Source organism: Streptomyces sp. KLMMK (assembly GCF_036961605.1).
Classification (GTDB): Bacteria; Actinomycetota; Actinomycetes; order Streptomycetales; family Streptomycetaceae; genus Streptomyces; species Streptomyces telluris.
In genome coordinates this window covers 1-14,376 of the sequence record NZ_JBAMDC010000054.1, presented here as the reverse complement: position 1 = coordinate 14,376, position 14,376 = coordinate 1, and the positions used below count along the sequence as shown (strand labels likewise).

Annotated in this window: 14 protein-coding genes and 1 pseudogene; 9 read left to right on the top strand and 6 right to left on the bottom strand. The window is 70.6% G+C overall.

What is annotated here, in order from left to right; all coding sequences use genetic code 11:
* Positions 1–76: 76 nt before the first annotated feature.
* Complete coding sequence (lysS, locus tag V7793_RS12445; protein WP_336005684.1) at positions 77–1,813, top strand: lysine--tRNA ligase; 1,737 nt, start codon at positions 77–79, stop codon at positions 1,811–1,813.
* Positions 1,814–1,986: 173 nt separating this feature from the next.
* Here lysS and V7793_RS12440 read toward each other — a convergent pair whose 3' ends face one another.
* Entirely contained in the window at positions 1,987–2,700 is a 714-nt protein-coding gene (locus V7793_RS12440; protein ID WP_336005681.1) for a hypothetical protein, read from the bottom strand.
* Positions 2,701–2,808: 108 nt separating this feature from the next.
* Positions 2,809–3,663, bottom strand: coding sequence for a hypothetical protein (locus V7793_RS12435; RefSeq protein WP_336005679.1), 855 nt, complete (start codon positions 3,661–3,663; stop codon positions 2,809–2,811).
* 163 nt (positions 3,664–3,826) lie between these two features.
* On the opposite strand from V7793_RS12435, the gene V7793_RS12430 reads away from it, so the two are divergent.
* Positions 3,827–5,020 (top strand): RtcB family protein, encoded by a 1,194-nt coding sequence (locus tag V7793_RS12430; protein ID WP_336005677.1) that lies wholly within the window; start codon positions 3,827–3,829, stop codon positions 5,018–5,020.
* Between the two features lie 73 nt (positions 5,021–5,093).
* Here V7793_RS12430 and V7793_RS12425 read toward each other — a convergent pair whose 3' ends face one another.
* The 4 genes from V7793_RS12425 to V7793_RS12410 form a co-directional block, all read right to left on the bottom strand.
* Entirely contained in the window at positions 5,094–5,489 is a 396-nt protein-coding gene (locus V7793_RS12425; protein WP_058047598.1) for a VOC family protein, read from the bottom strand.
* Between the two features lie 93 nt (positions 5,490–5,582).
* Positions 5,583–6,326 carry an SDR family oxidoreductase gene (locus tag V7793_RS12420; protein ID WP_336005672.1) on the bottom strand — a complete coding sequence of 248 codons (744 nt, stop codon included), beginning with the start codon at positions 6,324–6,326 and terminating at the stop codon, positions 5,583–5,585.
* A 61-nt stretch (positions 6,327–6,387) separates the two neighbouring features.
* On the bottom strand, positions 6,388–6,723 hold the full coding sequence (locus V7793_RS12415) for a YnfA family protein (RefSeq protein WP_336005669.1): 336 nt from the start codon (positions 6,721–6,723) through the stop codon (positions 6,388–6,390).
* A 36-nt stretch (positions 6,724–6,759) separates the two neighbouring features.
* Positions 6,760–7,392 carry a hypothetical protein gene (locus V7793_RS12410; RefSeq protein WP_336005667.1) on the bottom strand — a complete coding sequence of 211 codons (633 nt, stop codon included), beginning with the start codon at positions 7,390–7,392 and terminating at the stop codon, positions 6,760–6,762.
* Between the two features lie 129 nt (positions 7,393–7,521).
* Here V7793_RS12410 and hemL point away from each other — a divergent pair, with 129 nt between their 5' ends.
* From hemL to V7793_RS12375, 7 genes and pseudogenes are all read left to right on the top strand, one after another.
* Positions 7,522–8,856 (top strand): glutamate-1-semialdehyde 2,1-aminomutase, encoded by a 1,335-nt coding sequence (hemL, locus tag V7793_RS12405; RefSeq protein WP_336005666.1) that lies wholly within the window; start codon positions 7,522–7,524, stop codon positions 8,854–8,856.
* A 53-nt stretch (positions 8,857–8,909) separates the two neighbouring features.
* Positions 8,910–9,557 (top strand): histidine phosphatase family protein, encoded by a 648-nt coding sequence (locus V7793_RS12400; RefSeq protein WP_168095826.1) that lies wholly within the window; start codon positions 8,910–8,912, stop codon positions 9,555–9,557.
* Positions 9,558–9,733: 176 nt separating this feature from the next.
* The gene (locus V7793_RS12395) at positions 9,734–10,942 is read left to right on the top strand and encodes a hypothetical protein (protein WP_336005665.1); all 1,209 of its coding nucleotides are present in this window, start codon (positions 9,734–9,736) and stop codon (positions 10,940–10,942) included.
* Positions 10,943–11,047: 105 nt separating this feature from the next.
* Complete coding sequence (locus V7793_RS12390; protein WP_336005664.1) at positions 11,048–11,671, top strand: TlpA family protein disulfide reductase; 624 nt, start codon at positions 11,048–11,050, stop codon at positions 11,669–11,671.
* A 49-nt stretch (positions 11,672–11,720) separates the two neighbouring features.
* Positions 11,721–12,458 carry a cytochrome c biogenesis CcdA family protein gene (locus V7793_RS12385; RefSeq protein WP_336005712.1) on the top strand — a complete coding sequence of 246 codons (738 nt, stop codon included), beginning with the start codon at positions 11,721–11,723 and terminating at the stop codon, positions 12,456–12,458.
* Between the two features lie 4 nt (positions 12,459–12,462).
* Positions 12,463–14,253, top strand: coding sequence for a cytochrome c biogenesis protein ResB (gene resB / locus V7793_RS12380; RefSeq protein ID WP_336005662.1), 1,791 nt, complete (start codon positions 12,463–12,465; stop codon positions 14,251–14,253).
* A pseudogene (locus V7793_RS12375) lies at positions 14,253–14,376 on the top strand (c-type cytochrome biogenesis protein CcsB); the annotation flags it as partial. The gene resB and the pseudogene V7793_RS12375, both read left to right, overlap by 1 nt.

The following is a 14,376-nucleotide window of genomic DNA, read 5'->3' as shown; positions in this document are numbered from 1 at the left end:
CGCAGCCGGGCAACCCCGGAGCCACCCCTCCCGTCTGGGACAATGGTCATGCCAGGACCGTAAGGAAGGAAGTGCCGTGGCTCAGGCTCAGAGCACCGAGGCCGATTGGGTCTCCCGTTTCGCCGACGAGGTCATTGCCGAAGCGGAGCGCCGGGCCCCCGGCAAACCGATCGTCGTCGCCTCGGGCCTGTCGCCCTCCGGCCCGATCCACCTCGGCAATCTGCGCGAGGTCATGACGCCGCACCTCGTCGCCGACGAGATCCGCCGCCGCGGCCACGAGGTCCGGCACCTGATCTCCTGGGACGACTACGACCGGTACCGCAAGGTTCCCAACGGCGTCCCGGGCATCGACGAGTCCTGGGCCGCCCACATCGGCAAGCCCCTGACCTCCGTCCCGGCCCCGGCCGGCTCGGCGTTCCCGAACTGGGCCGAGCACTTCAAGGCCGCGATGGTCGAGGCGCTCGCCGAGCTCGGCATCGAGTACGACCCGATCAGCCAGACCGAGCAGTACACCGCCGGTGTCTACCGCGAGCAGATCCTGCACGCGATGAAGCACCGTGGCGACATCGACGCGATCCTCGACCAGTACCGGACGAAGGACAAGGCGACCGGCAAGCCCAAGAAGCAGCAGCAGAAGCCCGTCGACGAGGCCGAGCTGGAGGCCGCCGAGGGCTCCGGCGCCGCGGCCGAGGACGACGGCAGCGCCGGCGGTGCGGGCTACTTCCCGTACAAGCCGTACTGCGGCGCCTGCGAGCGCGACCTCACCACCGTCACCGCGTACGACGACGAGACCACCGAGCTGGCCTACACCTGCGTGTGCGGCCACTCCGAGACCGTCCGCCTCAGCGAGTTCAACCGCGGCAAGCTGGTCTGGAAGGTCGACTGGCCGATGCGCTGGGCCTACGAGGGCGTGATCTTCGAGCCGTCGGGCGTGGACCACTCCTCCCCGGGCTCGTCCTTCGTCGTCGGCGGCCAGATCGTCCGCAAGGTCTTCGCCGGCGAGCAGCCCATCGGCCCGATGTACGCCTTCGTCGGCATCAGCGGCATGGCCAAGATGTCGTCCTCCAAGGGCGGGGTCCCCACCCCCGGCGACGCCCTGAAGATCATGGAAGCGCCGCTGCTGCGCTGGCTGTACGCCCGCCGCAAGCCCAACCAGTCCTTCAAGATCGCCTTCGACCAGGAGATCCAGCGGCTCTACGACGAGTGGGACAAGCTGGAGGCCAAGGTCGCCGACGGCACCGTCCTGCCCGCCGACGCCTTCGCCCACAGCCGCGCCGCCCGCACGGCCGCCGGCGAGCTGCCGCGCACGCCGCGCCCGCTGCCGTACCGCACGCTCGCCTCGGTCGTCGACATCACCGCCGGCCACGACGAGCAGACCCTGCGCATCCTCAGCGACCTCGACCCGGCGCAGCCGGTCACCGCGCTCGACGAGGTCCGCCCGCGCCTGGACAAGGCCGAGCACTGGATCAACACCCAGGTCCCGGCCGAGTCCCGCACCATCGTGCGCTCCGAGCCCGACGCCGAGCTCCTCGGCTCGCTCGACGAGCAGGGCCGCGAATCGCTGCGCCTGCTCCTGGAGGGCCTGGACGACCACTGGTCGCTCGACGGCCTCACCACGCTCGTCTACGGCGTGCCCAAGGTCCAGGCCGGCCTGGAGCCCGACGCCAAGCCGACCCCCGAGCTCAAGGTCGCCCAGCGGTCCTTCTTCGCCCTGCTCTACCACCTGCTGGTGAGCCGCGACACCGGCCCGCGCCTGCCCACCCTGCTGCTCGCGGTGGGGGCCGACCGGGTGCGGAAGCTCCTGGGGGCCTAACGCCTCCGGCGAGGTACCTCGCATAACGGCGCCGGCCGCTCGATGGTGATCGAGCAGCCGGCGCCGTCGTCGTCCGGTGCTGCCGGTGCGCATGCCGCCGGACCCGCACCGCTGTGGCACCTCGCCGTTGCGGCGGAGGAGGAACAGCGGCGAGGCCCACCGGGCCGGGCCCGCTAGCTCTTGTTCGCCGCGGCGACCGCGGCCACCGCCTCCTTGGCCGCGTCCTGCGCGCCCTTGGCGATCTCGTCCGCCGCCGGGTTCTTCGCGCCCTGGAAACCGGCGCCGCTGTACTTCACCGTCACCACGACGTTGCCCGTGCGGGCGACGACGGTCGCGTTGCGGTAGTCGTCGTCGTCCTTCTTGGTGTCCGTGGCCACCAGGTTCGCGGCCTCGCCGATGCCCTCGGCCTTCTCGGTCTTCGCGTCCTTGGCGCCGTCGGCGGTCGTCGCCTTGGTCACCTGCTGCTCGGCGAACTTCTCGGCGCGCTTCTCGCCCGAGCCCAGCGTCGGGTCGGAGGCCAGCCGCTTGTAGGAGACGGTCAGCGAGCGGAACTGCAGGTCCTTGACGTCCTCGTCGTTCAGGCCGTTCCAGAAGCAGCTCGCCGAGTCGTTCGCGTCGCTGGTGGGGAGGGCCTCGCCCTCCTTCTTCTTCGCCTTCGGCACCAGCTTGTCGATCGTCTTCTCGTCGATGGTCTTGCAGACCTCCGGCGGCAGCTTGGCGAACGTCGCCGCCTTCACCGACGGCGAGGCGCTGGGGGCCGGCGCCGAGGCGGAGGGCGAGGACTTCTTCTTGTCGCCGTCGTCGTCCGAGCAGCCGGTGGCGACGAGCATCACCGGTACTGCGGCGCAGGCGAGGAGTCGGGCGAGTCGCGGGGCTGTTCGGTGCATGGGTCCTTCGCTCGTTCGGTGTCGGGGGGCGGAGCGCCTGGGCGCCCTCACCCCGCTTGATCGGCACGGTACGCGGCCGACGCGGGCAGGTGGCGGATTGGCCACCGGCTAGTTGTTGAAGTTCCCCGCGTCGAGCTCCCGGGCCAGGGTCTGGGCCTTGCCCTGGAGGTCCTCGCTCCCGGGGACGTGCTGCTTGTCGGCCGACCACTGGTCGTAGGCGATGGTCACGATGACGTTCGCGGACCGGAAGACGATGTTGATGTCACGGTGCACGCCCGAGCCGGCAGTGATCAGCTTGTCGTCGATGAAGGCGTCGTCGCCCAGGTCGTCCAGGGCACGCGGGGCCAGCGAGGCGCCGCCCGCCGGCGAACCGGAGGCCGAGGGCGCGCCCGGCCGGGACGCGGACGGCGCCGGGGAGCCGCTCTGCGCACCGCCCTGCGGGTGCGGGCCCGAGCTCGCGCCCTTCGAGGCCGAAGCCGCGGGCGCGGACGGCGAGCCGGAGGAGACCGGGATGTGCGCGGCGCTCGCCCGGCGGCCGTAGAGCTGCTCCGCCCGCTGCTCGTCGCTGACACCGGGCTGGTACGAGACGACGCGCTCGAAGTCGACGGTCAGGTGCCGGGAGCCCTGCGGGGCCTCCAGCTTCCAGCGGCAGCCGACGCGGCGGTCGGTGTCGTAGGTGATGGCGGCCTGGCCCTTGTAGAGCTTCGCGAGGGTGTCGCGGTCGGTCTCGTCGTCACCCGGAGTGGGCAGGAGCCTGCGCAGCGTGTCGCGGTTCACATAGCCGCAGGGCTCAGGGAGGCTGCGGTACTTGCCGGGCTGTGCGGCGGGCGCGGTGGAGCCCGCCTGGCCGGGCTTGGAGTCGTCGCCGCCGTCGGCGCCCGCCCCGCCGCTGCAGGCGGTGAGCGCTGCGGCCAGCACGGCGGCGGCCAGTGCGGCGGCCGGTGCGTGAGCCCTTCGCTGCACGGTCCGTGGCTCCTTCCACCGAAAACGTGTTGCTGCCGCGGAGGCGGCGGCTGGACAGTATGTCTACCGCACGTGCCGCTGCGTCTGCCGGTTCGCTGTCGCGAATCATGAGATATGTCCGGCTTTTGCGTTATCTTGCTTTTACGGGGTTATGAGGAAAACCATGTCCTACACCGAGGTGCCCGGCGCCCGTGTTCCGATCCGCATGTGGGCCGATCCGGCCACGGTCGAGGACGTTGCCATGCAGCAGCTGCGCAACGTCTCCACCCTCCCATGGATCAAGGGACTCGCGGTCATGCCGGACGTCCACTTCGGCAAGGGGGCCACGGTCGGCTCGGTGATCGCCATGCAGGGCGCGGTGTGCCCGGCGGCGGTCGGCGTCGACATCGGCTGCGGGATGTCGGCGGTGAAGACGTCGCTGACCGCGAACGACCTGCCCGGTGATCTCTCCCGGCTGCGCTCGAAGATCGAGGAGGCCATTCCGGTGGGCTTCTCGATGCACGACGACCCGGTCGACCCGCGGCGGCTGCACGGGCTGCCGACGGCCGGGTGGGACGACTTCTGGGGGCGGTTCGACGGGGTTGCGGAAGCGGTCAAGTTCCGTCAGAGCCGTGCACTGAAGCAGATGGGGTCGCTCGGCGGAGGAAACCATTTCGTCGAATTCTGTCTCGATGAGACAGGTGCGGTCTGGCTGATGCTGCACTCCGGCTCCCGCAACATCGGCAAGGAGCTGGCCGAGTACCACATCGGCGAGGCCCGGAAGCTCTCGCACAACCAGAACCTGGTCGACCGCGACCTCGCGGTCTTCATCGCGGACACCCCGCAGATGGCTGCCTACCGGCACGACCTGTTCTGGGCCCAGGAGTACGCGCGACACAACCGCGAGATCATGATGGCGCTCTTCAAGGACGTGGTCCGCAAGGAGTTCAAGAAGGCCAGGCCCATGTTCGAGCAGACGATCTCCTGCCACCACAACTACGTGTCGGAGGAGCGGTACGAGGGCATGGACCTGCTGGTCACCCGCAAGGGCGCGATCCGCGCGGGCGGCGGCGAGTACGGCATCATCCCGGGCTCGATGGGCACCGGCTCGTACATCGTGCGCGGCCTGGGCAACGAGGACTCCTTCAACTCCGCCTCGCACGGCGCCGGCCGCCGGATGAGCCGCAACCAGGCGAAGAAGCGGTTCTCCGAGCGGGACCTGGCCGAGCAGACGCGGGGCGTGGAGTGCCGCAAGGACCGCGGCGTGGTCGACGAGATCCCGGCCGCGTACAAGCCGATCGAGCAGGTCATGGAGCAGCAGCGGGACCTCGTCGAGGTCGTGGCGAAGCTCAAGCAGGTCGTCTGCGTGAAGGGCTGAGCCTCCGGCGCTCCGCCCCTCCGACCCCGGTTGCCCGGGTCCGGCCGCCCGGACCCGGGCAACCTGCTTCCGGCTACTGCTGCACGTCCTGCGGGTACCAGCGCAGCTCGACGGTGTTGCCGTCCGGGTCGAGGACGTAGACCGACTCCGCGTCGCCGCGGGCGCCGTAGCGCTTGCCGGGGCCGTCGACGACGGTGAAGGTGCCGGCGTCGATGACGGCCTGCCAGTCCAGGGGCTCGACGACGAGGCAGATGTGGTCGACGTTGGAGGCGGCCGTGTCGCCGCGCTCGCGCTCCACCAGGTCGATGATCGTGGTGGGGGCGACGCGCACCGAGGGGAAGGGGACCCGGCCTGCGCGCCAGTCGTCCACGCGGACGGGGTCGAGGCCGAGCGGGCCGGTGTAGAAGGCGAGGGAACGTTCCGCGTCGGAGACGTTGAGGACGAGGTGGTCGAAGGCGATGACGCGCATGAAGCTCCCCTGTTCGGTGCGGGTCGCCCGTCCCGGGCGGCCGTCTGTACGACCGTAATCCGGGAATGATCGTTTCCGCTTCACTTGGCGGCCTCAGGCCTCCCGATGGACCTTGTAGTTCGAGGCCTGGGCGCGGGGGCGGACGACGAGCAGGTCGACGTTCACGTGCGGCGGCCGGGTGACGGCCCAGCCGATGGTGTCGGCGATGTCCTCGGCGGTGAGCGGCTCGGCGACGCCCGCGTAGACGGCGTCGGCCTTGGCGCGGTCGCCGCGGAAGCGGGTGAGGGCGAATTCGTCGGTGCGCACCATGCCGGGGGCGATCTCGATGACGCGGACGGGCTGCCCGCACAGCTCCAGGCGGAGGGTCTCGGCGACGGCGTGGGCGCCGTGCTTGGCGGCGGCGTAACCGCTGCCGCCTTCGTAGGTGCCGAGGGCGGCGGTGGAGGAGAGGATCAGGACCGTTCCGTCGCCGCTCGCGGTGAGGGCGGGGAGCAGGGCCTGGGTCATGTGGAGCACGCCGAGGACGTTGACCTCGTACATGGTGCGCCAGTCGGCGGGGTCGGCGGTGGCGACGGGGTCGGCTCCGTGGGCGCCGCCGGCGTTGTTGATGAGGACGTCGACGCGGTCGAGGGTCGCGGCGAAGGCGGCGACGGCGTCGCGGTCGGTGACGTCGAGGGCGTGGGCGCGGGCGCCGGGGAGCTCCTCGGCGAGGGCGGTGATGCGGTCGGCGCGGCGGGCGGTGAGGACGACGCGGTAGCCCTCGGCGGCGAGCCGGCGGGCGGTGGCGGCGCCGATGCCGCTGCTGGCGCCGGTGATGACGGCGGTGCGGGTGCTCATGGTGATGCCTCCTGGGGCGCGGCGCGGCCGATGTGGCGTGGGTGGTCCCCGGGCAGGATATTCAGCGGCTGCGGGGCACGTACATGATGATCGCCACGCCGACGAGGCAGACGAGCGCGCCGAGGATGTCGTAGCGGTCGGGCCGGTAGCCGTCGGCGACCATGCCCCAGGCGAGGGAGCCGGCGACGAAGACTCCGCCGTAGGCGGCGAGGATGCGGCCGAAGTGGGCGTCGGGCTGGAGGGTGGCGACGAAGCCGTAGGCGCCGAGGGCGACGATGCCGGCGCCGATCCAGGCCCAGCCGCGGTGCTCCCTCGTGCCCTGCCAGACCAGCCAGGCGCCGCCGATTTCCAGGAGCGCGGCGAGGACGAAGAGGGCGATGGAGCGGGCGATGAGCATGATCGCAGCGTAGGGCGGGGAGGGCCCGGCGAGGGGTCAGGGCCAGACCAGGCAGTAGGGCTGGTGGCCGTTCTCGTGGAGGCGGTGGGAGAAGTCCTGCCACTCGCGCAGGAGCTGGTAGACGCCGAAGGCGTCGCGGGGGCCGCCGCGGTCGGGGACGGTGGACCAGATGAAGGCGGCGGCGCCGACGGATTCCTCGCCGACGCCGCGCAGCGGGTCGACGACGGTCATGGGGAGCTTCACGACGGCGTAGTCGGGGTGGAGGACGACCAGCTCGAGCGGGGGGACCTTGTGCAGGGGTATGCCTTCGATGCCGGTGAGCACCATGGCGGCCACGGTCTCCGGCTTGATGCGGGTGAACATGCCGCCCATGCCGAGCTCGTCGCCGCCGAGCTCCTCGGGGCGCATGGAGATGGGGACGTTGGCCGCGGCCGCGCTGCTGGGTGCCCCGAAGTACTTGTAGGTCACCCCCACTCGGCCACTCCTGCTTCCTGTGCCTGCCTTGCTGCTCGCGAGGCCGTCCGTACCGCTCGCGAGATTGTCCTTGGTGCCCGCGAGGTCTTCTTCGCGCCGGTCGCGCCGGCCCCTGTGGCGCCCCCTGCGGGACTGCCGGGCGCGCTCGGGGCCCAGGTCTCCGGTGCCCTCACCCACTCCGCCACCGCGCTGCATATCTCCACCTGACCGCTTTTTCCTACGCAGCACTGCCCCCGCCGCGCAACCCGATCATCGTCTCAGAGACCTCCCCCGTGAAGGGCATGTGAAACGCCCGGATCGGACTCGTCGCGAGGCTCTGAGACCATGGCTAGCGTGAGCTACCCATACCCCATGCATGCGCCAGTCTCGCAGACACTCTTCGACCGCGCCGCTGTCGTGACGCCCGGCGGCGTGAACTCCCCGGTCCGGGCGTTTCGTGCCGTGGGTGGTACGCCCCGGTTCATGGTGTCCGGTACCGGTCCGTACCTCACGGACGCCGACGGCCGGGAGTACGTCGACCTCGTGTGTTCGTGGGGTCCGATGATCCTCGGGCACGCGCATCCCGAGGTGATCGCGGCCGTCCAGGAGGCGGTGGCCCGCGGTACGTCGTTCGGTACGCCGGGCGAGGGGGAGGTCGCGCTCGCCGAGGAGATCGTCGCGCGCATCGAGCCCGTGGAGCAGGTGCGCCTGGTGTCGTCGGGGACCGAGGCGACGATGTCGGCGATCCGGCTGGCGCGCGGCTTCACCGGCCGGGCCAAGGTGATCAAGTTCGCGGGCTGCTACCACGGCCACGTGGACGCGCTGCTGGCGGCGGCGGGCTCGGGCCTGGCGACGTTCGGGCTGCCGGACACGCCGGGGGTCACGGGCGCCCAGGCCGGGGACACCATCGTGCTGCCGTACAACGATCTGGAGGCGGTGCACGAGGCGTTCCACGCGTTCCCCGGGGAGATCGCCTGTGTGATCACGGAGGCGTCGCCGGGCAACATGGGCGTGGTGCCGCCGCTGCCGGGCTTCAACCAGGGGCTGAAGGACGCGTGCGCCAAGAACGGCGCGCTGTTCATCTCCGACGAGGTGATGACGGGCTTCCGCACGAGCAGGGCGGGCTGGTTCGGCGTCGACGGTGTGAAGCCGGACCTGATGACGTTCGGCAAGGTCATGGGCGGCGGTTTCCCGGCGGCGGCGTTCGGCGGCCGGGCCGATGTGATGGCGCACCTGGCTCCGGCGGGCCCGGTGTACCAGGCGGGCACGCTCTCGGGCAACCCGGTGGCGACGGCGGCGGGTCTGGCGCAGCTGCGGCTGCTGGACGACGCGGCGTACGAGAAGGTCGACGCGGTGTCCGCGGAGATCAGCGGTCTGGTGAGCGAGGCGCTGACCAAGGAGGGCGTGGCGCACCGTCTGCAGACGGCGAGCAACATGTTCTCGGTGTTCTTCACGGGGCGTGAGGTGCGCAACTACGACGACGCGAAGGCGCAGGAGTCGTTCCGTTTCAACGCCTTCTTCCACTCGATGCTGTCGCAGGGCGTGTATCTGCCGCCGTCGGCGTTCGAGTCGTGGTTCGTGTCGACGGCGCACGACGCGGCCGCGGTGGAGCGGATCGCGGCGGCGCTGCCGGCTGCGGCGCGTGCGGCGGCCGGGGCGACCGAGGAGGGGGCCAAGTGAGCTCGGCGAAGGACGCGGAGAAGAAGCAGGACGAGATCACCGTGGTGCACCTGATGCGCCACGGCGAGGTCCACAACCCGGAGGGCGTGCTCTACGGGCGCCGGGCGGGCTACCACCTGTCGGACCTCGGCCGCCGGATGGCGGACCGGGTGGCCGAGCACCTGGCGGAGCGGGACGTCACCCATGTGGTGGCTTCGCCGCTGGAGCGTGCGCAGGAGACGGCGTCGCCGATCGCCAAGACGCACGGTCTGGACCTGGCGACGGACGAGCGGCTGATCGAGGCGGCGAACGTCTTCGAGGGCAAGACGTTCGGCGTGGGCGACGGCGCGCTGAAGAAGCCGGCCAACTGGAAGTACCTGACGAATCCTTTCCGTCCGTCGTGGGGCGAGCCCTACGTGGAGCAGGTCGTGCGGATGATGCGTGCGCTGGATGCGGCGCGGGATGCGGCGCGGGGCCACGAGGCGGTCTGCGTGAGCCATCAGCTGCCGATCTGGATCGTGCGCAGCTTCGTGGAGCGGCGGCGGCTGTGGCACGACCCGCGCAAGCGCGAGTGCACGCTGGCGAGTCTGACGACGTTCACCTATAGGGGGGACAAAATCGTTTCGGTCGGCTACAGCGAACCCGCCCGGGATCTGGTGCCGGCGCATCTTCTTGCGGGCGCCAAGCCGGTGAAGGGCGGGGCCAAGGCGTTCGGCGCCTGAGGCCGTTCGGGGGCCGCGGTTGCTCCATTGGGCCGTGGCGACTGCGTAAATGCGGGGCAACTCCCTGAAGAGGGGGGAAACTGCGCAACCGTCGTACTCGACGCGCCCTCTCACGCAATGTCGTTTTATATGGACGACATACGGCGTGGGGCACGGCGAGTACGGACGGAGTCGACATGCGCGACATCAGCCGACGAGGTCTCCTCGGATGGGGAATGGGAGCGGCCGCGGCGCTGGGCGGCGTCGCCGGCTGCTCGGAGGGATCGCCGCCCGAGCGGCACGATCAGGCGGCGAAGGCGGTCGAGCGGGCGAAGGCGAAGCCGATCGGCGACGGCTCGACGGCCGACGCCGGGCCGCAGCCGCATCAGCCGCCGGAGCCGGAGCGGCTGGAGCCGGGGCAGAAGCCGCCGCAGTTCGTGATCTTCTCGTGGGACGGGGCGGGGGAGGTCGGCAACGGTCTCTTCCCGCGGTTCCGGAAGCTGGCGCAGGACCACGGGGCGCGGATGACGTTCTTCCTCTCCGGGGTGTACCTGCTGCCGGAGTCGAAGAAGCGGCTGTACAAGCCGCCCAACAACCCGGTCGGCGCCTCCGACATCGGCTACCTCACGGACGAGCACGTCCGGGCGACGCTGGTGAACCTGCGGGAGGCGTGGCTGGAGGGGCACGAGATCGGCACGCACTTCAACGGCCACTTCTGCTCCGGCGAGGGGTCGGTCGGGAAGTGGGACGGGGCCGACTGGGAGTCGGAGATCGAGCAGGCGGTCTCCTTCGTCACGGAGTGGCGGACGAACACGGGGTTCACCGATCTGGACCCGCTGCCGTTCGATTACCGCAAGGAGCTCGTGGGCGCCCGGACGCCGTGTCTGCTGGGGCAGGAGAACCTGCTGCCGACCGCTGCGAAACTGGGCTGGCGTTATGACGCGAGTTCCCCGGGCGGGACGCAGGTGTGGCCGTCGAAGAAACACGGCCTGTGGGATCTCCCGCTGCAGCAGATTCCCTTTCCCGGGCATTCGTTCGAAGTCCTGTCGATGGACTACAACATCCTCGCCAATCAATCGAAGAACACCACCCGTGGCCCCTCGGTGCATTACCCGCACTGGCGGCAGCAGGCCACCGACGCCTATCTCGCCGGATTCGAGCGGGCGTACGAGACGAATCGCGCGCCGTTCTTCGTCGGCAACCACTTCGAGGAGTGGAACGGCGGCATTTATATGGATGCGGTGGAGGAAGCTCTCAAACGCATCGCCGACGATCGTCACAAGGACGTGCGCCTGGTCTCCTTCCGGCAGTTCGTCGACTGGCTGGACGCCCAGGACCCGGCCGTGCTGAGCGGCCTGCGCCGGCTCGAGGTCGGCGAGAAGTGGCACGCCCGGGCGGCAGCCTGAACCCGCGGGCGGCCGGAGCCGCTCCCGGACGGCCGCCCGAACCCGTACGAAGAGCCTGCAGGGGGGCGCGGAAGATCCCTAAACGGACCATGCGAAACTTTTCACATGAGTGCCTGCCGCGCCTTTCGACGCCCCGGACCACGCCGGCGTATCACCATGCCGGCCATCCTCGCCGCCGCCGCGGCGCTGTCCCTGACCGCCTGCGGTTCGGGTGACAACCCGAAGAGCGGTGGCCAGACCCAGTTCGTGCAGGGCACGGGCGGCGTCAGCGTCGTCAACGACAAGAGCGGGCGGCAGGACGCGCCCGACCTCTCCGGCAAGACGCTGGACGGCAAGGCGCTCGACATCGCCGAGGACTACAAGGGCAAGATCGTCGTCCTGAACGTCTGGGGATCGTGGTGCGCCCCGTGCCGGGCCGAGGCCAAGAACCTCGTCAACGTCGCCAACGACTACAAGGACAAGGGCGTGCAGTTCGTCGGGCTCAACACCCGCGACTCCGACCCCGCGCCGGCGATCAAGTTCGAGAAGGAGTTCGAGGTCCCGTACCCGAGCCTCTACGACTCCGCCGGCAAGCTGCTGCTGCGCTTCCCCGCCGGCAGCCTCAACCCGCAGTCCATCCCCTCCACCGTCTTCATCGACCGCGACGGCAAGATCGCCGCACGCGCGATCAAGGCGCTGACCGAGGACGAGCTGCGCAAGACGCTCGACCCGCTGGTCGCGGAGAAGTGACCCCGTGACCCCCGCCACCTCCGCCGCCGTCACGGTCGCCGTCGGCGAGATGAACCAGACGGTGCTCACCGGGGCGCTGCTGCTGGCCCTGCCCGTCGCCCTGCTCGGCGGGCTGGTCTCGTTCTTCTCGCCCTGCGTGCTGCCGCTCGTCCCCGGCTACCTGTCCTACGTGACGGGAGTCGGCGGAGCGGACCTGGCCGAGTCCCGCAAGGGGCGGATGATCGCCGGGTCCACCCTGTTCGTGCTCGGCTTCACCTTCGTCTTCGTCTCCATGGGCACCCTCTTCGGCTGGGTCGGCCGGACGCTCCTGGCGCACCAGGAGACGATCAACATGGTGATGGGGTGCCTCACCATCGCGATGGGCCTCGCCTTCATGGGGCTGTTCAACAGGTTCGGGCAGCGTGAATTCCGCTTCCACACCAGGCCCACGATGGGCCTGGTGGGGGCGCCGCTGCTGGGCGCGCTCTTCGGGCTCGGCTGGGCGCCGTGCATCGGCCCGACGCTCGCCTCCGTCCTGGCCCTCTCCTCGAACCAGGCCAGCGCCGGCCGCGGTGCGCTGCTGACCGCGGCCTACTGCTTCGGCCTCGGCCTGCCGTTCATCCTGACCGCGGTGGCCTTCCGGCGCGCGCTCGGTGCGTTCGGCTGGGTCAAGCGACACTATGCATGGGTCATGCGCGCCGGCGGGCTGATGCTGGTCGCGGTCGGCGTGCTCCTCGTCACGGGGGTGTGGAACAGCCTCATCGGCGTACTGCAGACGTGGTCCAACTCCTTCGTCCCCGAGGTCTGATCAGATGGGCAACACGAACGGCTCCGCCGCTACCGACGCCGAGGAGGCGGAGTCCGCGGGTTCCGCGATGTCGACGGCGCCCCGCGAGGACGCCGAGGCCGGCCAGGCCGTGCCCGGCTCCTTCGGCGGCGTCCGCAAGCCCGGCGCGCTCGGGTACGCGGCCTGGTCCGCCCGCGAGGCGATCGGCTGGGCCCGCTGGTTCTGGCGGCAGCTGACCTCCATGCGGGTCGCCCTGATCCTGCTCTTCCTGCTCTCGCTGGCCACCGTCCCCGGCTCCCTCGTCCCGCAGACCAGCGTGGACTCGGTCAAGGCCGAGGCGTGGCGCAAGAGCCACGAGACGCTCGGGCCGCTCTACGACAAGCTCGGCCTCTTCCACGTCTACAGCTCGGTGTGGTTCTCCGCGATCTACATCCTGCTGTTCACGTCCCTGGTCGGCTGCATCATCCCGCGCACCTGGCAGTTCGTCGGCCAGCTGCGCGGCCGCCCGCCGGCCGCCCCGCGCCACCTCAAGCGGCTGCCCGCCCACACCACGTGGCGCACGGACGCCGGGCCCGACGAGGTCCTGGCCGCGGCCCGCAAGCTGCTGAAGAAGCGGCGCTTCCGCACCGAGGCGGCGGGCGACGCGGTGGCCTCCGAGAAGGGCTACCTGCGCGAAGCAGGCAACCTCGTCTTCCACATAGCGCTGATCGTGATGCTCGTGGCCTTCGCCTCCGGGCAGCTGTGGAAGTCCGAGGGCCAGAAGCTGATCGTCGAGGGCGACGGCTTCGCCAACACGCTCGTCCAGTACGACGACTTCAAGTCCGGCTCGCTCTTCGAGGCCGGCGACCTCAAGCCCTTCAGCTTCTACCTCGACAGCTTCGAGGCCAGCTACGAGCGCACCGGACCCCAGCGCGGCACCCCGCGGACCTACGAGGCCCGCGTCACCTACCACGAGGGCTCCGACGGCCCCGGGCGCAAGGCGACGATCAAGGTCAACGAGCCGCTGCAGACCTCCGGCTCCAAGGTCTACCTGATCGGCCACGGCTACGCCCCGGTGGTCACCGTCCGCGACGGGCAGGGCGACATCTCCTTCCGCGGCGGGATCCCCTCGCTGCCCATCGACAACAACATCACCGAGTCGACCGTCCTGAAGGTGGGCGACTACCGCACCAAGGACGGCAAGAAGGACCAGATCGGCTTCAAGGGCAACTTCGTGCCCACCCTGGACCTGAAGACCGGCACGATGCTGTCCCAGTTCCCCGCCCTGGACAACCCGCGGCTCGTCCTCACGGCGTACCACGGCAGCCTCGGCACCGACGCCGGCACGCCGCAGAACGTCTACCAGCTCGACGTGTCCAAGATGAAGCAGTTCAAGGACAAGGACGGCAACCCCTTCGCGCAGGCCCTCAAGGTCGGCGACACCATGACGCTGCCCGACGGCGGCACCCTGAAGTTCGACGGCATCAAGCCGTGGGCCACCTTCCAGGTCTCCCAGCAGCCCGGCAACGTCACCGCCCTCGTCGGAGCGGTCGCGGCCCTCGTCGGAGTGGCGGGCTCCCTGTTCATCCAGCGCCGCCGCGTGTGGGTGCGGGCCGTCCGCGGCGCCGACGGGCACACCGTCGTCGAGGTGGCCGGCCTCGGCCGCAGCGAGTCCGCGAAGCTCCCCGAGGAGCTCGCCGACCTCGCCGCCGACCTGCAGGCCGACGCCCCGCCCGTGACCGCCACGGACGCCCCCGATCCCACGGACGCCCCCGACCCCGCGGAGTCCGCCGAGTCCGCGGATTCCTCCGCAGCACCCGAAGGAGCGCGCGCGTGATCCCCATCGCTGCCGCAGCCAACGAGAACCTGGCGAACATCAGCAATGTGCTGATCTATTCGGCCATGGCCGTCTACACCCTGGCCTTCCTCGCCCACATCGCCGAGTGGGTGTTCGGCAGCC